Origin of the sequence: Thermus sp. LT1-2-5, assembly GCF_040363165.1 — a bacterium.
Taxonomy (GTDB): Bacteria; Deinococcota; Deinococci; order Deinococcales; family Thermaceae; genus Thermus.
Genome location: NZ_BSRG01000011.1, coordinates 40,929 through 58,841, shown reverse-complemented (window position 1 = coordinate 58,841; position 17,913 = coordinate 40,929). Strand labels below are relative to the sequence as shown.

The window sequence follows — 17,913 nt, the reverse complement described above, 5'->3', positions numbered from 1 at the left end:
GACTGGTGGAGCTGGGGGGCAGGTGGTTCGTCCTCAACCTGGCTCCCCATCACGAGACCGCGGCGCGCCTCCTGGGGGCCGGGCGATATTACCTGCTGGAGTGAAGGGGGTGCGGAATGTGGGTGGATGGGACTGCAGCCGCCATTCAGGCACTTGAGGAGCACCGCCCCCTGGGGGATGTCCCGGGGGAAGGTCAGGGTCACCGTGAGCGTCCCCCCCGCCTGGGGAAGGCGGGCGGTGAAGGCGATGCCCCCGTAGGGGGTCTGGTAGCCGCTGGCCGTCACCTGGGTGGGGGAAGGCCCTCGGGTGAAGGTGCCCCCCTGGAGGGATACCTGCACCTGGCCCCCCGGCGTGTTCACGGTACCACTCGTGCCGCCGCTCCCGCCGCCTCCACCCCCACCGCCGCCACTTCCTCCGCCGCCCGAGCCCGTGCCCCCCTGCCCTCCGCAGGCGGCGAGGAGAGGGAGAAGGGCTAGACTTGAAATTCAAGCCAACTTCCTCGTGGTTACCTTCTCGCGTTTTCTCGCTCCCCCTCAAGGCTGGCGGATAGCGATGCTCGTTCCGACCCCAATAAACTGGCTGTTCCCGTAGGCTAAGCTAAAGATGCCACTGATGGGTTCTCGCCGCTCACCAGAAACTCCCGGGTTGATGGAGTAGACCACTGGGCCTTCCGGCCTCTCTATGATTAGGAGATACGTGCCGCTCCCGAAGGCAAGGCCACGCACCCGTGTGGCAACCGGGAGGCCACCCCCGTGGATGGGCTGCCATCGGTTCCCGTCGGGGGAGGCGAACACGAAGAATTGGCTGATGTTTCCCTGGGTGTCCCCCGCCAAGAGGAACCGTCCCTCTTCGGCATCGTAAATGAGACTCCTCGGGTAGGCTGTGGAGTAGTAGGGATCTCGGTAGAAGAAGGTCTGCCGCCAGGTCACCCCGTCCTCGGAGGTGTAGATGACAAGCCCCTCCCCCACACCGGACTGGTTGCTGCCGACGCCCCTTCCCGCCACCACAAACTTGCCGTTGCCGTAGGCTACGAAGAGAGCATCATCCAGAGCGTGGTCTTGGCCGGTAGGGACGATAGTCTGCCAATCGGTTCCGTCATAAAGGTGGATACCGTAGTTGCTCCCGAGGACCCACTTGCCGGCGGCGTAAACCACGCTAGTGAGGACCGCAAAGCGGCTGAATGGGGTGTTTACCCTGGACCACGTCTGCCCATCCTGGGACTGGAGCACGGTGCTGTCGGGCCCCACCGCAAGGTAGGTGCCGCTTCCGTCGTATGCGATGTCCGAAAGGCGAGATTCACCCGGATCGATGCTCACCCGCGACCAGGTCCGGCCATCGGCGGAGATCCAAATGTCCTGCAGACGTTGGGTTTGCCACAGTGCGCTCAAGGCCAGAAAGCGTCCGTTGCTGTATTTGACTTTTAGAAGAGAAGGGTCCACGACGGGTTCCACGATGGTCCAAAGCGGGGTCACGGTGACCGTGAGATCCCTCTCAGCGGACCCCTCCCCGTAGACCACACCCACCTTTAGCGTGTGGGGTCCAGCCGGGGCGTCCGGGGCTATGGCGACGTTTAGCGTTTGTTGCACCTGTCCCCCCGCCGGCACGTTCAGCGTCCGCTCCACCGAGGTGGGGCTGAGCCAGGTGGGGGGTTGGCCCCCTTCCGTCACCTGGAGGGTGACCTGCCCCTGGAAGCCGCTTTGGGAAGCCAGGGTGAGGGTGAGGGACAACGTCTTTCCCTGACGAACGTGGGGATCTTGTGGATCGACGCTCACAAGGCTCAGATCGGTTCGGGTTCCGCTACCCCCGTTGCCACTTCCCCCGCCGTTTCCTCCGGCCCCGCCCCCGCAGGCGGCGAGGAGCAGGGCGAGGCCCAAAGCTAAAAGCCAATTCGTCTTCCGCATGACGCCACCTCCAACTAGGGAACCCTCCCGGGTCCCTACCCTCATCCTCCCCAGGGGGGCTTACAGGTTCCTTAACCGGCCTCGGACACTCAGGTTTGGTTGAGCTCAATGGAGGGTCAGACCCACCCTTCGAAGCAGGAGCCCAGGCGGAGGGGCCCCTGGAGTAGGGGGAGGACAAGGGGGAGCCCCGAAAAGAGATGCGTTGGGCCTCGAGGTGCGCCACCCAAAGGAAGCGCTCCCCCCAAGCGCCCGAGTTCCCCAGTACCCGCTCCCAGCCACGCGCCCCTCCAGGAGCCCAATCCGTGCGGGTTCACATGTCGCCCAAGGGATGGAGCGGCCCAGGCCGTGCCCCCACCCTGCACCCTTCCCCACGCCTTCAGCGGCCCCTTCGGAGGCGGGGAAGCGAGCGTTCTACCACCCCCTCTTGGCCTGGGAACGCCAAGCCCAACCGTTGTGCCAGTTGGTGCGCACCGGGGGACTTCAAAGAGATCGTGGGCTTTCCATCTTCACTCAAGTTGCGCCCTTCAGCCCTGACCTCGGCCATCGTGGCCCTTCCGCAAGCCTCCCTCAAAGCCTTCCTCCTCCTTCTCCGCCAAAGCACCGCCAAGGCCGGGCCCCAGCACAGTCCCACCCAATCCCTTGTTGCCCTCTCCCGCTCCTTCAACCGTTACCCCTGGCGCACCCGGACCCTAGCCCGCCTCGCCCACAAGGAGGGGGAAAATCCCGGGATAAGGCCGGGCAGCAACGAGGCTCCAAGCCCGGGCTCCAGGCGGTCCTGGACCTGGTCTCCCTGGATCAGCCCCGTAGGGGCCATCTGGAGAGGCGGGGCCGCTTTAAGCCTTTGCTCCCCTCCTTCTTCCACAGGAAGTGGGGCCGCCGCTTGGTAGGGGTCTACCGGGTCTACGGAAATTTTCTCATCCCTTGGACCTACCGCCTCTGACGGGGCGCGGGGGAGAAGGCCTTCTCCCTCCTCGCTCTCCGATGCCATCGTTCCTTGGCTCCGCAAAGCCTTCCGCTTCCTGGTGACGGCGGATGCCGCCTTCAGTACCCTTCCCTTCCCAGATGGGGCAAGAGCCATGGGGTTTGAGGGGATCGTGGGAACGCGGTGGGACCACAAGACGGTGGGGGACTTCTCCTCTCCCGGTTGCGCCGCCAAAGGAGCCGGGTGTACCTCAGGGGGTTGCGCTTTCCCGTGTCCGTGTCCTGGTTTCGCTACCCGTTCCCCGAAGGTGGGTAGGGGCGGCGGTAAGGGGCGCTACCTTTCCCCTCTCGGGTACGCCATGGATACAATAGATACGGGGGACCCCCCACGCTATGGAGGTGAAGCGATGCATGGACGTTTGACCCTTCTCGGTGTAGCCCTGGCCCTCGTCCTCGCCGCCTGCGGGGGCCAGGGGGGCACGGGCTCGGGCGGCAGTGGGGGTGGCGGTGGAAGCGGTGGGGGCGGGGGCGGCGGGGGGACGGCCAGCTACACCCTCCAGCCGGCCCAAAGCGCCCTTACCGTGGTTCAGGGGGGCCAGGGACAGGTGGAGGTCGCCGTTGTCCGGCAGAACTTCACGGGGGCGGTTACCCTCTCTGTGGAGGGGAACGCGCCCCTGGCCACGGGCCCGGCTCCGGACAAGATCGCCTGGTCCTTCAACCCGAACCCCGCCGCGGGGAACAGCAGCGCCCTGACCCTGCAGGTGGGGGCGCAGGTGCCCGCGGGGCAGTACAGTCTGACCCTCAAGGGGCGGGCCCAGGGGCAGCCGGATAGGACCGCCACCCTGACCCTCACGGTGCAGGGGGGCGGGGGCGGCGGCAGCGCCACCGTCACCGTGACCCTGGTGGACCCCCAGGGCACCCTCCAGGGGGCCTTCTACCGGGTGGGCTCGGGAAGCTGGCAGGCCCTGAACTTCACAAACGGCCAGGCCACCTTCCAGGCGAGCGGGGAGTACCAGGTGGTGGCCCGGTGCAGGGACGCCTTGTACCAGGACGCCCTTTACCACGTCAAGGCTAACCCCGCGCAGCTGAGCCGGGTGCCGCTCACCTGCTACGCTCCCCAGACCAGCAACTACGTTTCCGCTAGCTTCGTCGTTCAAGTGCCTGCCACCATCGGGAACACCACGGTGCAGGACGGGGACATCGTGGCGCTTAGCTTCAATAGCATGAGGCCGCTGTCTGGAGGCCAAACCACCATCAACGCCTACCACCCGGCTGGCTCCCAAGACCTGGTCTTCACCGTCCACCGGGTGACCGTTGTCAATAACACACCCACGGACGTCCTGCCCCTAGGGTGGAAGCGGGTGAACCTCAACGTGCAGGGCGGGCAGACTTACACCGTGGACAACCAAGGCTGGCAACCCTTCGACGCCGTCCGGGCCATCAGCGCCACCCTCCCCCAGGGAGCCCAGGGTTGGGCCTATGTGCTCTACTTCAAGAACGGCATGAAGGATGCGGCCTTCATGGGGGGCATCAACCGCTACGGAACCCTTTCCAGCGCTGAAGGAGGGGTGTACGTGGGCCTGTTCTCCGCCGAGATCAGCGCTACAGGCGGGGGACAGAACCTGTTCGCCCTCAAGGACACGGGTGGGCAGGACTGGAACGTCGCCGTGCCCCAGCCTTGGCCCTCTGGCTCCCTGAGCGTTTCCGGCTCCACCTTCACCCTGAACCACCCAGACGCTCGCCTCTACGCCCTTCAGGCTTGGGGCTTCCTGAAGGACGCCACCACGGGAGGCTCGATCGTCCTCTACGCCACCTTCTTCCCCGGAAGCAACGGCACCACCTACGCCCCTCCCGATGCGGGCGCACAGCTCGGTTACCAGGAGGACACCACGGCTTCCTCCAGGAGGGTAGCGGCTACGGCCCTGATTCGCAACGCCACGAACTTCGCTTGGGAAGAGCTTTTCATGGGTGGGGTTCTTCCTTCTGAAAGCGCCCTCCAGGGCGTGGACCTCGCCCTGGCAAACGTGGAGGTCAACGGCCTGGGCAACAGCTACACCCTTCCCTAGCCGCCATCGGACGTAAGCCCCCGGCTTGATGACCGGGGGCTTTTCCTTTTGCCCTCAGGAAGCTCGCAGTAGCCCGCCTAGGACCTCCGCCCCACACAAGAGGGCCGCCCGTAGCCCCTCCGGGGTGAGCCGGGGGGGGGCCTCGAGGATCTCCTCAGGGCCCTCCCCAGCGGCCAAGCGGCGGAGGATCTCTTCCACGGTAATGCGGGTGCCCGCCACCACGGCCTTGCCGAGCATGACCTCGGGGTCGGCGGCGATGAGCTCCCTCATGGCCTTCATTCTATCCTCGAGCCCCCGTGACGATGAAAGGGCTAAGCCCCCCCAAACAGGGAGGGGCGTGTAAGGGCAAAGCCTGTGTCCTATTCCTGACGGTAATCGATGTAGCGTACCGCAAAGCCCGAGGGGCGGTTGGGGTCTTCTATGAGGAAGAGCCTACCTCCCCGATCTGCACTTAAAAAGGTGAAGCTCTCGTCCTGTGGCCGCCCGCTTCCGTGGCAATAGAAGTGGAAGGTGTATGGGCTTGCCTTGCAAACTCCACCCCGAGTCATTCATCCTAGAGCCATGGGCAAGCGCGGCTTTCCCCGACGAGAACCAAGCCCCAAGGAGGTCCTCACCCACTGCCTTCGCCTGGCCCAGGAGGTCGCCCCTCCCACCCCCAAGGGCCGAAGGGGCAGACCCTGGCGCTACGCCCACGCCCTCTACCTCGCCCTCCTCCTCTTTCGCGTCTTCTACAAGCTCACCTACCGCAAGACCGAAGCCCTCCTTCATGACCTGATGGAAGAACCCTTCCCCTCCCCTCCATCCCTCGCCCGCTACGCCCTCCACCACCTAGACCCGAGCCTCCTGGAGGACCTCCTCCACCGCCTGGCCCAGGAGGTGGAGGCCCACCTCCCGCCCCAAGACCCTGACCCCCTTTTACCTCATGGACACCACCGGCCTGAGCTACCGGAGCGAGGACCAAATTCTGCGGTACCGCCGGGGGGCGGAGGCGCGGCGGGCGCGGGGGCATAGCCGGCTCCTGGCCCTGGTGCGGTGGGAGCGGCGGAGGAAGCTCCTCTGGCCCTTTGGGGGGAGTGTGGGGGCGGGGTACGCGCCGGACCCTGTTCTGGGGGCTTGGGCCTTGGGGAGGTTTCGTCCCCGTGGGGGAAGGTTGCTGGCGGACGCGGGGTTTGACGGGCGGGAGGTGTGGGAGAGGGTAGCGGAGCTGGGGCTTAGTCCCCAGATCCGGTTGCGGGGCGGAGGCGAGGTGCGGGAGGGGTTGCGGGCCTGGGGGCGGGAGGTGTGGGACCCTGGGGTGTACCGGTTTCGTGGGGTGGTGGAGGGGGTGTTTGGGGGGATGAAGACGCGGCTTGGGGGTGGGTATCTCCTTGAGCGCGAGCCCAAGACGGCGAGGGTGCGTGCGCTCTTGGAGCTTGTGGTCTACGCGCTGAGGGTTCTCCTTTCCCTTCTCCCTCCCCCGCCGGGGTACAAGGCGATTTACTAGGCAAGCCCAAGGTGTATTGACTATGCACGCTCATTAGGGTTACTGCGTAGTACCCCCTACGCTGATAGATCCAAGGACCCTCCCTGTCTATCTCCCCTGGATTTTCTGGAAATATTGCGGGTTTGGTTATGAGGAAGGAGTTTTCGCTTAGCCTGAGTACGGGCGTCAAGAAGTCTGCGCTTGGACCGTCGTCGTAATACACGCCCAAAACCGAGTCCGGTTCCACAATGTCCATGCGAACGAGAATGCCCTCCGGACAGACCTTGGGGTCTTTCGGGTAGTAAAATAGCTCAACATAGTCCGTACGCGCCCAGTTCAGAAGGTTACATCCCCCCAGGAGAAGGGACCCCACCGCAACCAAGACTAGAGAAAGCCTGCGCACAACCCACCTCCTAGATGGTTTCGTACTCCTTCACCATGGCGTAGCGCGTTCCGCCCGGAGGGATAGTGGGACAGTCCCAGGGCTACCTTTTTCATTCTATCCTCGAGCCCCTCACAATCATGGCGCCCTCAGACCAGGTAGCGCTCCTGGGGAACCGCCACCGCCCATTGGGCGAGCTCCTCCCACAAGGAGGCGAAGGGCTCCCGGGCGAAGCGGCCTGGGTCCACCCGCCCCACCTGGCGCCGATACCGCTCCCGCATCTCGGGCTTGGCCGTGGCCTCCCGGTAGAGGGCTTGCCGGAGGGGCCCCTCGGGCACCACCAGGCCCCAGCGGGGAAGCTCCGCCGCTAGCCCCGCCGCCATGGCGAGCCCAGCCGGGTCCAGGTCGAAGGCGAGGAGGACCTCCCCCGGGTGCGCCCTTAGGGCTTCCCCCCAGGGGAGGGGACGGGCCCTGGGGTCGCCCCGGTAAACCAGGACGAAGTCCGCCGGGTGCTCCCGCTCCTCCCCTTCCCCCAGAACCCGAAGCCCCCCGAAGCGGTACCGGAGAAAGGCCTCGAGGTTCTCCACCAGGACCAAGGGGAACCCCCGGATGCGCTCGAGAAACCCCTCCCAGGGGAAGACGGCGTAGGCCCCCTCGGGGAAGGCCGGGGCCAGGCCCAAGGCTTCCCGCCCCCGCCCCACCCCCCGGGCCGCCACCTCGAGGCCCAAAAGGGGGGCGGAGCGCTTGTCGTCCCCCAGGCGCTGGTAGGCCTCCTTCCTGGAGGCGGGAGGGGTTTTGTAAAGGGCCAGGCGCTCCTCCAGGAGGGGAAGGGCCTGGGCGGTGAGCTCCCACCACCCCTCCCGGTAGCGGAGGAACCCCGCTTGGGCCAAGGGAGGAAGAAGGTCCCCCAAGGCCTGCGCCTCCTCCCCGCTAAGCAGGCATCGCCCCTTCCGCTTCAGCTTCTCCCGGATAGCCTGAAGCCTCTTCACGGCGCACCTCCCGGAGCCACAGGGTCCAGCCGTCGCTTTCGGTGACGAAGCGAAGCCCCTTAAGCTCCCCCCTCTCCCCCCGCTCGTACAGGTAGAGGGCTAAGAGGTCCTCCAGGGGTTCCGATAGCCCCCGCTCGGCGGCGAAGGCCCGCAGGGTGGGATGGGAAGAGGCCAAGAACGCCTCGGCAAGCTCCCGGAGGGTTTCCGGCTCCGCCTCCTCGGCGAAGACCGCCTCCGGCTCCAGGACCTGGAGGGGCAGGGGCTCCTCCGGGGCCTCCGTCCAGTCCAGCCGCAGGGCCCCCCAACGCTCCTCCGCCGGTACCAGGAAGCGGGGGGTTTCGGAAAAGAGGGGCACAGCCATCCCCTCGAGGCCCTCCCTCGTCAAACGCTCTAGGCGCTCCCAGACCTCCCGGCGCGCCTGCACCTGCCGGGCGAGGGTTTCGTCCAGGCGCTGGAAAAAGCGGATGGCGTCGTCGATATCCTTCGCCGCCTTGGCCTTGGTGGTGGTCCTGAGCCGGAGGAGGGCTTCCTCCGCCCGCCTCCACTCCGCCCGCAGGGGACCGTCCACCCCGGCGAGGTGCTCCCTGAGGGGGGCCCAGCGGGCCTCCAGGCTCTCCCGCCCCCGGTCCAGCCGCTCCAGGGACTCCTGGACCACCCCCGCCTTCTCCTGCACCTCCCACAAGCGGGCCCAGGCCTCCGTCAGGGTGATCCGCCCGTCGGCCAGCTTGGCCTCCACGTCCACCCGCACCAGCTGGCGCAACCCCTCGGGGATCTGCCGGAGGCGGGCGTCCAGCTCTCCCAGGACCTCCCGGTGCCTCCGCAGGTAGTTCAGGGCGTTGTTGAGGTGCTTCTGCTCCAGGGACTTCTTAAGGCCCTCCAGGGTTTCCTCGGCCCGGGCGAAGGCCCCCAACACCTCGCTGGCCTGCTTCCCCGCATCCACGAAGCTTCGGAGGTAGCCCTTGGAAGCCTCGTGGAAGAACTCCACCAGCCAGCGGGAGGGGCGGAAACCCCCTTCCTCCTGGGCCAGGACCAGGCCGTAGTCCACGAGCCTCCTGAGGAGCTCCTCCTCCGGGGGGGGCGGGGCCTCCTCGTACCCCTCCTCGTGGAGGATGAGGCGGGCGAGGAAGTCCCGCACCTCCAGCCGGGTCAGAAGGCCCAGGGCTTCCTGGAAGCGCCTGCGGGCTAGGCGTACCGCATGCTCCACGCCTACGCCTCCTTCCCCGCCCGGGCCAGGACCTCCTCGTAGAGGAGGGCCAGGCTGGAAAGGGCGTAAACCTCCCCGCCCTCCCGGCGCAGGAGGCCCCAGTCCGTCAGGTCTTCCAGGAGCTTGTCCCAGGCCTTTAGGAGGTCCTCGTCTCCATCCCCTTCCAGATACTTCTCCGCCCGCAGGAAGGCTTCGTACTGGGAGCGGTCCCCACTTAGGAGGAGGAGGTGGCGCACCTGGTCGGCCCGGGGATGGAAGCGGAAGCCTGGGCCCACGTCTGCCCAGCTGGTTCCCAGGAGGAGGTGCTTGAGGAAGAGGTAGGCCTTGAGCCGGGCTTCCGCCCGCTCGCGAAGGGTAGCCCGGTTGGAGCTCCGCAGGAACTCCTCGTAGGAGGGGGATGGAACGAGGACGAACACCATGGGCTCCTCGGGGGGAAGGGCCCAAAGGAGGATCCCCTCCGCCTCCAGGTGGGCCCTCACCTCCGCCTGGTGGCGTTCCAGAAGGGCGAAGGCCCGCCGCTCCTCTCCGTCCCCGTCCTGGCGCACGAATCCCCGCCGCCGCAGGTGAAAAAGGGCTTCAGCCCACTCGGCTTCCCTCATGCCCGCCTCCTCGCCACCGTGCCCACCGCCACGCCCTCGGAGGGCCTCACCGCCATGCTCCGCACCTCCCTTATTTGGAAGTCGACCCGGCCCGCCACCTCCGCCAGGACCTCCTTGCTGGGCACCGCCCCCAGCAGGGTGAGTCCCAACGCCTCCAGCCCCCGGAAGAGGGCCGCGGCGTTTTCCCCGTCCAGGCGCCCCAGCTCGTCCACCAGCAGGGGAAGGCGCACCTGGGCCCCCCCGTCCAGGAGGCTTACCACGGAGGCCGCCAGGGCGTGCCCTAGGGCCACCCCCTGCCCCGTGGACACCACCCCCTTCAGCTTGGCCAGGCTTTCCAGGGGCACCCGCTTCCCTCCCCGCTCCAGCACAAAGGCCAGACGAAAGCTCTGGGAAAGGAGCTCCTCCACAGGGACCTCGGCATAGCGCTTCCCCACCCGCTCCAGGTGGCGCAGGCTTCCTTGGAGGTCCCCCACAGGGAAGAGGGGCTGGAGGTCGGGGTGCTCGAAGTGGTCCACCACCGCCGCCACCCCATCCCTGAGGCGGTCCAGGGCCTCTTCTAGCTCCTTCTCCTGCTCCTCCCCGCCGTCCTTAAGGTGGACCTCCGCCCAGCGGACGCTGGGGAAGGCGAAGCTCGCCAGCCTGGCCCTCATCTCCCCCACCAGCCGGGCCAGGCGCCTCCGGGCGGCCTGGATCTGGGTCAGCTTGGCCTCCAGGAACTGGACCTGGGCAGCCAGGCTCCGGGAGAGGGCCAGGCCCCGGGCCTGGTAGTGCCTCTTGAGCTCCTCGGGAAGGGGGTCTTCCAGGTCCAAGCGCCGGAAGACCCCCTTGAGGCGGTCCCGCAGGTGTCGCACCCGCTCCTCCGCCCGCTCCACCTCCTGCCAAAGTCCCCGCAGGGCCTCCCCCTGGGGTGTTTCCGGGGGGAGCTCGGGGAAGGGGGGCTCCGCTGCCCGGGCAGAGCGGGGTACCTGGAGGGCCAGGCGCTCCCGCACCTCGGCCACCTGGGGCGTGTCCGCCAGGGCTTTTTTCAGGGCCCCAAGCATCGCCCTGGCCGCCTCCGCCTCCCGGCGCACCTCATCCCGCCTGCGCCGGAGGGCTTCCTCCCGCTCCCTGTACTCCGCCCTGAGGGCGTTTTTGCGCTCCTCAAGGCGGGCGAGGTCCGCTTGGACCTGGGCCAGCTCCGCCTTCAGGGCGGGGAGTGCCTCGGCCTCCCGCTCCGCCCGCTTTAGCGCCTCCCAAGCCTCGAGGGCCTTCTCCAGGTTCCGAAGCTCCTCCTCCAAGACCCGGCGGCGCTCCTCCAGGGAGCGGAGCTCCGGAGGGGGCTCCTCCGCCGCGGGCTTATCCAGGGCCTTCGCCTCCTCCTCCAGGGCGGCCAGGCGCTCCCGGAAGGGCCTGCGGGCCCCCTCCAGGGCCTCGGCCAGGCGCTTTTTCCCCTCCTGCCGGAGGCCCTCGAGGCGCTGGGCCAGGGCCTCGAGCTTCGCCTCCACCTCCTTTAGCTCCTTGCCCAGGCGGGCGAGCTCCGCCTCCCGCTCCCTCCGGAACGCCCGCTCTCGCTCCTTCCGCCACCCCTCGAGGTCCTCCAGGCTCTTTCCGAGCTCCCGCTCCCGCCCCTCCAGGGCTTGGACCTCTTCCTCCAGCCCCTTGACCCAGGCTTCGGACTGGGGTAGGGTAGCCTCTCTTTGCCGCAGGGCCGCCTCGGCTTTCTCCAGCTTCGCCTTGAGCTCCGCCAGGGGGTTGGCCGGGGCGGGCAGGGGGGCGGTGTGGAGGGACACCTCCCCCACCCCCACCCGTCCCTGGGGAAGGGGGGGTGGGGAGATGAGCTGGGGCTCCAGGTCGTCCCGCTCCAGGAGTTCCGGGGCGAGGAGCTTCCCCACCCCCTCCTCCCAGCCCGGCACGTTCCGCTCCAGGAAGCGGAGGAGGGAGCCCTCCCGGGCCAGGCGCCCTAGGGCGGCCCGGAGCCTGTCCACCTCTTCCCGCATCCTCTCAAGGTTTTGGCGCTCCCGCTTCAGGTCCTCCCGCGCCGTTTTCAGTTCCGCCCGCTTCCCCTCGAGGGCTTTCTGGAGGAGCCTAAGCTCCTCCTTTAGGGCGTCGATCCGCTCCCGGACCTGGCGCCACTCGGCGTCCTCGGGCTCGAGGGTGGCCTGGAGGCGGGCCCGCTTCTCCCGGAGCCTGAGGCGCGCCTCCTCCAGGGCTTTCCGCTCCGCTTCCAGGCGCCCTTCCTCCTCCCGCTGCCAGGCCTCCAGGCGGGCGCGGGCCGCTTCCTCCGCCTCCTTGAGCTCTTCCAAAAGCTTCTCCCGCCGCCTGGCGAGCTCCTGGAGGCCCTCCGCCCGGAGGCGCTCCCGCTCCGCCCGCCTCCTTTGGCGCTCCGCCTCCCAGGCGGCGTGCCTTTCGGTGGCCTCCCGCGCAAGCAGTTCCAGCTCCCGGCGGACCTCCTCCCGGCGCTGGGGCAGGTAGGGGCCCACGAGGGAGCGCCAGGGGGCTAGGGCCTCTTGGGCTTTATGGAGGGTCTCCTCCCGGGACCTTATGGCCTCGGTGAGGTGCCCTTCCCTTTTGGCGCGCTCCCGGATGGCCCGCTCCAACTCCCCCAGGCGCTCCTCCCGCTCCCCCTCGAGGCGTTCCAGCGCCTCCCCGAGCTGGGCCGCCTCCGCCTCCAAGCGCCTCGCCTTCTCCTCCAGGGAGGGCAAAGCCTCTTCCGCCCGGAGGCGGAGGGCGCCGTAGCGGCGGACGTTGCCCTCGAGGTCCTCCCGGGCCTTGCCGTACTCCTCCACCCGGGGCATGGTCGAGGCCATCTGGGCCACCTCCTCTAGCTCCTGCCGGACCTCCCCCAGGCGCCTTTCGAACTCGGGCGTGGCCTGGGTTTCCTCTTCCGAGGGGGGCAGGGCCAGGCCCACCAGGAATTTCCGGATCCACTCCTCCTTCAGGGTTTCCCCCAGGAAGAGCCCCAGGAACCATCCCAGGGAGCTCCGGCGCCCGGAGGGGAAGGCGTGGCCCCTCAAGGGGGAGCGGGAGCGGTGGGCGAAGAGGCTGGCGTAGGCCTGGGGGCTACGGGCCTCCAGCACGCTTTCCCCCACCAGCCCCCTGGCGGCCAGGCGCTGGCGGAGCTCATCCGGGCTGAGGAAGCGCTCCCCCTCCTTCAGGATCTCGGGCTCGATCTTTCCGGGCAGGACCAGGTAGCGGTACTGGCGCCCCTGGGCGTAGGCGATGACCGTGGTGTAGCCCTCCCGTCCCCGGAAGTGGCCCATGACGTAGCCGCTGTGGCGCCTGTGGGGGCCTTCCTCGGCGGAGGGGTTCAGGTAGAGCTCCAGGAAGCTCCGCCCTCCCCCCACGAGGCTGTCGGGGTCGGGATGCCCGAAGAGGAAGGCCACCAGGCGGAGGATGCTGGTTTTGCCCACGCCGTTGCTCCCCACCAGGACGGTGGGCTTTTGGAGGTCCAAAGCGGAGGGGACCGCCCTCCCGGGCCTTTCGGGGTGAGGGAGGACCCAAAAGAGGCGCTCCAGGCCGTACCGGAACGAGGGTTCGCTCACGTATTCCAGCATACAGAAGTAGATTGAACTATCGGGCCGCCCAGGCTCGAGGGAGGTAACATGGTAGAGCTCAGCCCAGCGGCGAGGCGGGTGATGGAGGCGGGGGCGGAGGTTTCCGCCTTCCTCTACCGCCGCCCCGAGATCACGGCCCTTTTGCCCCAGCGCTAACGTTTGGTGATCCTTCCGCTGGACGACCTCGAGGCCCTGGCCTGGGCCCTGGCCCAGAGGTTCGGGGAGGAGCCCGTGATCTACGCCCTGGTGCGGGGGAAAAGGGTGGAGGGCCTGCTCACTCCCAAGGGGCCCCTGGCTTGGGGGGCGGCGTAGCCTGTTGGGCAAGGAGGCTCGAGGGGACGAGCCCATGGCCACGTCCACCTCAGGAGGCGGATTCCCCAGGGCTAGGCCCGGCTCCACCGCCGCCTTATGGGGGAAGGTTGAGGAACCGTGGCGTCGCCCACGTGGACCCCTTCTCCCTGGCTCCCTAGGAGATGGAGGGGGCGAGCCGCGCCCGGTCAGAGGAGCAATGGAGGGTTGAACCGGGGTCGGTGTGGCCTTTGGACCGGATACCCCTGGGGGATAGGGAGCTTGCTGGAAAAGCGATGGGAGAACATTGGGTCAGGGCTCTGACCCGTGGCCTTCGCCCTCACCTGGCGACGGCGCACCCTTGGGGAGGGAAGCGCCACCGGGTGGCCGCGGAGCGGGAGGAAGAGGGGTTGGGTCTCGAGGGGATTCCCCGCAGGGCTAGATGGGCCAGAGCCCTTGCCTCGCACCCTAACCAACGCTAACCCACTTGCGAAGCGCCCTGGTCCTTGGCCCCCTCCAGGGGACCAGGGGCGATCCTCCTTTTGTGAAGTGAAGCAGGAGAGTTAAGGGGACAAGACGCTTCCTCCCGGTCTAGATCAGCGGCTCCAGGGAGCGTCCGCCTCCCCGGGTCTTTTCTAGGCCCCGCCTGCGGGAGGAGTAGCCCGCGATGAAGAGGACAGCCAGGCCAGGGGTTGGTGGAGGGTGCCCCGCACACATTATTTTGCGTGATCTTGGAACTCCCACACCCCATCCTGCTGAACGGGGCCTTCGGCGGTGGACACGGTTTCGGCCGCGACCTGAACCGAGGTCAGGCGAAGCCTATCTTGTAGCCTCGGACTTCAGTCCGCGGAGGCGTCACTTTAACCCCAGCCGCAACACAAGCGGGGAGACGTCTCGGTAGGATGGAGCCATGCGCCTTATCGGCGTGACCACCCAGTTCCGCATGGCGGAGGGCCTCATGACCTACCGCTTCTATGGGGTCCTGGAGCCCTACCTAAAGGCCCTGGCCCATCACGGACTGGCCTACGTCCTCCTGCCCCCCCAACCCCCCGAGGCCCTGGAGCCCATCCTCCCCCACCTGGACGGCCTCCTCCTCCCCGGGGGCGGGGACGTGGACCCCGGGCATTACGGGGAAAGGCCCCACCCCAAGCTGGGGGAGGTGAGCCCGGAGCGGGACGCCCACGAGCTCTTCCTCGCCCGCTACGCCGCCGAGAAGGGCCTGCCCACCCTGGGGGTGTGCCGGGGCGTCCAGGTGATGAACGTGGCCTTGGGGGGGAGCCTCTACCAGGACCTCCCGTCCCAAGGTTTCGCCCAGGTGGACCACTACCAGAAAAGCCCCCCACCTACCCTGGCCCATGACCTGCGCCAGGTGGCGGAAAGCCCCCTCTCCAATCTCTTCCCCGAACGCTTCCCGGTGAACTCCTACCACCACCAAGGGATCAAGGCCCTGGGAAGGGGCCTAAAGCCCATCGCCATGGCGCCGGACGGCCTGGTGGAGGCGGTGGCGCTAACGGGCCACCCCCTCTTCCTGGGGGTCCAGTGGCACCCTGAGCTCCTCCCGGACCACTGGGCCCTCTTCGGGCTTTTGGCCCGCTAGCCCCCTTAGGGCTCCTCCCCGGCCAAGAGGCTTTCCCAGGCGTCCGGGGCCCGCAAGACTTCCCAGGCCTCCCCCGTCCAGAGGAGCTCTAGGGGCCTAGGGGTGTCCAGGTAGGTCAAGGCCATGGAGGCCCCGTAGGCCCCCGCCTCGAGGAGGGCCAGGGCATCCCCCTCCTTGGGCCGGGGCAGGCGCACCCCGCGGGCCAGCACGTCCCCAGCCTCGCAGGCGGGCCCCGCCAGGTCGTACTCCTCCTCCTCCCCGCCCCGGTAAAGGGGCAGGACCGGGTGGCGGGCCCCGTAGAGGGCGGGGCGCAGCAGGGTGGTCATGCCGGCGTCCAGGAGGAGGTAGCGCCGACGCGTCCTTTTCACCCCCACCACCCGGGCCACCAAGACCCCGGCCTCCGCCACCAGGTAGCGCCCGGGCTCCAGGTAGACCTCCGCCCCGTAGGCCCGGGCCAGGGCCTCCATGGCGGGGGCCAGGGCGGGAAGGTCCAGGCCCAGGCCGAACCCGCCCCCCAGGTCCAGCACGGGAAGCGGCCCCACCTCAGGCCTCAGGGCCTCGAGCAGCCGGTAGCCCTGGAGGAAGTCCATGGGGTCCTCCAGGGCCGAGCCCAGGTGGAGGTGGAGGCCCAGGACCTCCAGGCCTCGCTCCCGCGCCTCCCGAAGCAACGTGGGCACCTCCTCCGGCAGGACGCCGAACTGGCTTTCCCCCCGGCCCGTGGCCAGGTGGCCGTGGGTCTTCACGGGCAGGTCGGGGTTGACCCGGAGGAGGACCCGGGCCCCGGGAAGCTCCTCCGCCACCCGGTGGAGGTCCCCCCTCGAGTCCAGCCCCACCAAGGGCTCCTGGCCCCGAAGGGCCCTCAGGGCCTCCCGGGGCTTCACCGGCCCGTTCCAGAGGACCTCCCCCGGGGAGAAGCCCGCCCGGTAGGCCCGCACCACCTCGCCCAAGGACACCGCCTCCGCCCCCAGGCCCATGGCCCGAAGCCGCCGCAGGAGGCCCAGGCGCGGGTTGGCCTTGATGGCGTAGAGGAGGCGGGCGAAGGGAAAGGCCTCCCGCAGCCTCCCCACCCGCGCCGCCACCGCCGCCCAGTCGTAGGCGTAGAAGGGGGTGGGAAAGCGGCCTAGGGCGTCCTTTAGGGCCTCGAGGAACTCCGGGCGCATCCCCCTCACCCCTTCAGGCTACCCAGGGTGAGCCCCTGGATGAAGTAGCGCTGGGCCAGGAGGAAGACCAGGATGGGGGGGATGGTGCCCAGGGTAAGCCCCGCCATGAGCACGGTCCACTCCGTGGCGAACTGGTTCTGGAAGACCGCCAGGCCCACGGTGAGGGTACGCATCTCCAAGGAGTTGGTGACGATGAGGGGCCAGAGGAAGCTGTTCCAGCCCGCCAGGAAGGTGAAGGTGCCCAAGGTGGCCAAAGCGGGGGCGGCCAGGGGTAGGGCCACCTTCCAGTAGACCTGCCAGGGGGTAGCCCCGTCCACGATGGCCGCCTCCTCCAGCTCCCGGGGCAGTTGCAGGAAGTGCTGGCGCATGAGGAAGATGGCGAAGGCGTCGAAGAGCCCCGGGAGGATTAGGGCGTAGTAGGTGTCCACCCAGCCAAGGGTCCGCATGAGGATGAAGAGGGGGATGATGAGGACGTGCACCGGGACCATCAGGGTGGCGAGGAAGAGGAGGAACAGGGCCCCCTGGCCCCGGAAGCGGAAGCGGGCGAAGGCGTAGCCGGCCAGGGCCCCGCTGGTGAGGTTGAGGAGGGTGAGGCCCAAGGCCACCGCCAAGGAGTTCAGGTACCAGCGACCAAAGGGCACCGAGGTGAGGACCCGCTGGTAGTTTTCCAGGTGGAGCTCCCTGGGCCAAAGCTCCACGGGTAGGTCAAAGACGCTCCCCGGGGCCTTAAAGCTGGTGGAAACCATCCAGAAGAAGGGGACCAGCATGGTGAGCCCCCCCGCCAGGAGGAGAAGGTAGACCAAGAGGTCCCAAAGCTTGCCCAAAAGCCTCATGTTTCCTCCACCACCCAGCGCCGCCTCAGGGTCCACTGCAGGTAGGTGAGGGCGAAGAGGAGGAGGAAAAGAACCCAGGCGATGGCCGAGGCGTAGCCCATCTCAAAGGGGAAGGTGCCGAAAGCCTTGCGGTACAGGTAGAGCATGAGGACGTTGGTGGCGTCCACGGGCCCGCCCCCGGTCATGGTGTAGACCAGGCCGAAGACCTGGAACCCGCCGATCAGGGCGAGAAGGGTGTTGAGGAAGACGGTGGGGGAAAGGAGGGGCAATACCACGTGGAAGAAGCGTTGCAGGCTATTCGCCCCATCCAGGCTCGCCGCCTCCAGGTACTCCTTGTTGATGTTCTGCAACCCGGCCAGGAAGATCAGCATGCGCAGGCCCACCCCCGCCCACACCGAGGCCAGGATCACCCCCCACATGGCCCAGCTGGGGTCGGAAAGCCACCCCGGCCCCTCCCGGGCGAGCCAGAGCACGAGCCCAGGGGGCTCCAGCCCCACCAGGTGGAAGAAGCCAGCGAGCCGCTCTCCCACCCAGCGCAGGAAGAGGTTCACCGGCCCCACGCTGGGGTTCAGCACCCAGCGCCAGAGGAGCCCCACCGCCACCACGCTGGTCACCGTGGGGAGGAGGTAGAGGGTGCGCAGGAGCCTTACCCCGCGCCAGGGACGGTTCAGGCCCAGGGCCAGGAGGAGGGCCAGGACGATCTCCAAGGGCACCGCCACCCCCACGTAGAAGAGGGTGTTCCAAAAGGCCTTGTGAAAGACGGGGTCCTGGAGGAGCCTGCGGTAGTTTTCCAGGCCCACCCAGTTCTCCTGAACGGTGCGCCAGGTGAGGGGGGTGAGACCGTCGTACTCCACGAAGGAGAGGAGGAGGCTCACCAGGATGGGCCCCAGGTTGAAGGCCAGGAAGCCCACCAGAGACGGCAGGAGGAAGAGGAGGGGGAAACGGGCGTAGGCGCGCACGGGGCCTCCCGGCCTAAGG

General features: G+C 68.2%; 12 protein-coding genes and 2 pseudogenes. 4 read left to right on the top strand and 10 right to left on the bottom strand.

The window, feature by feature from the left end; genetic code table 11:
* Nucleotides 1–161: 161 nt before the first annotated feature.
* Both ABXG85_RS09940 and ABXG85_RS09935 read right to left on the bottom strand, forming a co-directional pair.
* Nucleotides 162–284 (bottom strand): annotated as a pseudogene (locus ABXG85_RS09940) (hypothetical protein); the annotation flags it as partial.
* 249 nt (nucleotides 285–533) lie between these two features.
* Nucleotides 534–1,622 carry a WD40/YVTN/BNR-like repeat-containing protein gene (locus ABXG85_RS09935; RefSeq protein WP_353513473.1) on the bottom strand — a complete coding sequence of 363 codons (1,089 nt, stop codon included), beginning with the start codon at nucleotides 1,620–1,622 and terminating at the stop codon, nucleotides 534–536.
* Between the two features lie 1,607 nt (nucleotides 1,623–3,229).
* Here ABXG85_RS09935 and ABXG85_RS09930 point away from each other — a divergent pair.
* Complete coding sequence (locus tag ABXG85_RS09930) at nucleotides 3,230–4,888, top strand: hypothetical protein (RefSeq protein ID WP_353513472.1); 1,659 nt, start codon at nucleotides 3,230–3,232, stop codon at nucleotides 4,886–4,888.
* 54 nt (nucleotides 4,889–4,942) lie between these two features.
* On the opposite strand, the gene ABXG85_RS09925 is transcribed toward ABXG85_RS09930, so the two are convergent.
* The gene (locus ABXG85_RS09925; RefSeq protein WP_353513471.1) at nucleotides 4,943–5,158 is read right to left on the bottom strand and encodes a DUF433 domain-containing protein; all 216 of its coding nucleotides are present in this window, start codon (nucleotides 5,156–5,158) and stop codon (nucleotides 4,943–4,945) included.
* A 565-nt stretch (nucleotides 5,159–5,723) separates the two neighbouring features.
* Here ABXG85_RS09925 and ABXG85_RS09915 point away from each other — a divergent pair.
* Nucleotides 5,724–6,371 (top strand): annotated as a pseudogene (locus tag ABXG85_RS09915) (transposase); the annotation flags it as partial.
* Between the two features lie 510 nt (nucleotides 6,372–6,881).
* On the opposite strand, the gene ABXG85_RS09910 reads toward ABXG85_RS09915, so the two are convergent.
* From ABXG85_RS09910 to ABXG85_RS09895, 4 genes are read right to left on the bottom strand one after another with little or no spacing between them, the layout of a single operon-like run.
* On the bottom strand, nucleotides 6,882–7,721 hold the full coding sequence (locus ABXG85_RS09910) for a DUF7281 domain-containing protein (protein WP_353513469.1): 840 nt from the start codon (nucleotides 7,719–7,721) through the stop codon (nucleotides 6,882–6,884).
* The gene (locus ABXG85_RS09905) at nucleotides 7,663–8,925 is read right to left on the bottom strand and encodes an AAA family ATPase (RefSeq protein ID WP_353513468.1); all 1,263 of its coding nucleotides are present in this window, start codon (nucleotides 8,923–8,925) and stop codon (nucleotides 7,663–7,665) included. Before ABXG85_RS09905 ends, ABXG85_RS09910 begins: the two co-directional genes overlap by 59 nt.
* 2 nt (nucleotides 8,926–8,927) lie before the next feature.
* Nucleotides 8,928–9,524, bottom strand: coding sequence for a hypothetical protein (locus ABXG85_RS09900; protein WP_353513467.1), 597 nt, complete (start codon nucleotides 9,522–9,524; stop codon nucleotides 8,928–8,930).
* Nucleotides 9,521–13,057, bottom strand: a complete 3,537-nt coding sequence (locus tag ABXG85_RS09895) for an ATP-binding protein (protein ID WP_353513466.1) — start codon at nucleotides 13,055–13,057, stop codon at nucleotides 9,521–9,523. Before ABXG85_RS09895 ends, ABXG85_RS09900 begins: the two co-directional genes overlap by 4 nt.
* A 159-nt stretch (nucleotides 13,058–13,216) precedes the next feature.
* On the opposite strand from ABXG85_RS09895, the gene ABXG85_RS09890 reads away from it, so the two are divergent.
* Nucleotides 13,217–13,369: a hypothetical protein gene (locus tag ABXG85_RS09890; protein WP_353513465.1), complete on the top strand. Its 153-nt coding sequence runs from the start codon at nucleotides 13,217–13,219 to the stop codon at nucleotides 13,367–13,369.
* Nucleotides 13,370–14,255: 886 nt separating this feature from the next.
* Nucleotides 14,256–14,942 carry a gamma-glutamyl-gamma-aminobutyrate hydrolase family protein gene (locus tag ABXG85_RS09885; protein ID WP_353513464.1) on the top strand — a complete coding sequence of 229 codons (687 nt, stop codon included), beginning with the start codon at nucleotides 14,256–14,258 and terminating at the stop codon, nucleotides 14,940–14,942.
* 5 nt (nucleotides 14,943–14,947) lie between these two features.
* Here ABXG85_RS09885 and lysA read toward each other — a convergent pair whose 3' ends face one another.
* Genes lysA through ABXG85_RS09870 form a run of 3 tightly spaced genes read right to left on the bottom strand, consistent with a single transcriptional unit; the run spans nucleotide 14,948 to nucleotide 17,894 of the window.
* Entirely contained in the window at nucleotides 14,948–16,102 is a 1,155-nt protein-coding gene (gene lysA, locus ABXG85_RS09880) for a diaminopimelate decarboxylase (RefSeq protein ID WP_353513476.1), read from the bottom strand.
* Nucleotides 16,103–16,107: 5 nt separating this feature from the next.
* Nucleotides 16,108–16,935 (bottom strand): carbohydrate ABC transporter permease, encoded by an 828-nt coding sequence (locus tag ABXG85_RS09875; RefSeq protein WP_353513463.1) that lies wholly within the window; start codon nucleotides 16,933–16,935, stop codon nucleotides 16,108–16,110.
* Complete coding sequence (locus ABXG85_RS09870) at nucleotides 16,932–17,894, bottom strand: carbohydrate ABC transporter permease (protein ID WP_353513462.1); 963 nt, start codon at nucleotides 17,892–17,894, stop codon at nucleotides 16,932–16,934. Before ABXG85_RS09870 ends, ABXG85_RS09875 begins: the two co-directional genes overlap by 4 nt.
* Between the last annotated feature and the right edge of the window lie 19 nt (nucleotides 17,895–17,913).

What these genes read in the sequence shown, in the direction of transcription:
- ABXG85_RS09930 (WP_353513472.1), top strand. Translation starts at nt 3,230, where the DNA reads ATGCATGGACGTTTGACCCTTCTCGGTGTAGCCCTGGCCCTCGTCCTC.
- ABXG85_RS09925 (WP_353513471.1), bottom strand. Translation starts at nt 5,158, where the DNA reads ATGAGGGAGCTCATCGCCGCCGACCCCGAGGTCATGCTCGGCAAGGCC.
- ABXG85_RS09900 (WP_353513467.1), bottom strand. Translation starts at nt 9,524, where the DNA reads ATGAGGGAAGCCGAGTGGGCTGAAGCCCTTTTTCACCTGCGGCGGCGG.
- ABXG85_RS09895 (WP_353513466.1), bottom strand. Translation starts at nt 13,057, where the DNA reads ATGCTGGAATACGTGAGCGAACCCTCGTTCCGGTACGGCCTGGAGCGC.
- ABXG85_RS09885 (WP_353513464.1), top strand. Translation starts at nt 14,256, where the DNA reads ATGCGCCTTATCGGCGTGACCACCCAGTTCCGCATGGCGGAGGGCCTC.
- lysA (WP_353513476.1), bottom strand. Translation starts at nt 16,102, where the DNA reads ATGCGCCCGGAGTTCCTCGAGGCCCTAAAGGACGCCCTAGGCCGCTTT.
- ABXG85_RS09875 (WP_353513463.1), bottom strand. Translation starts at nt 16,935, where the DNA reads ATGAGGCTTTTGGGCAAGCTTTGGGACCTCTTGGTCTACCTTCTCCTC.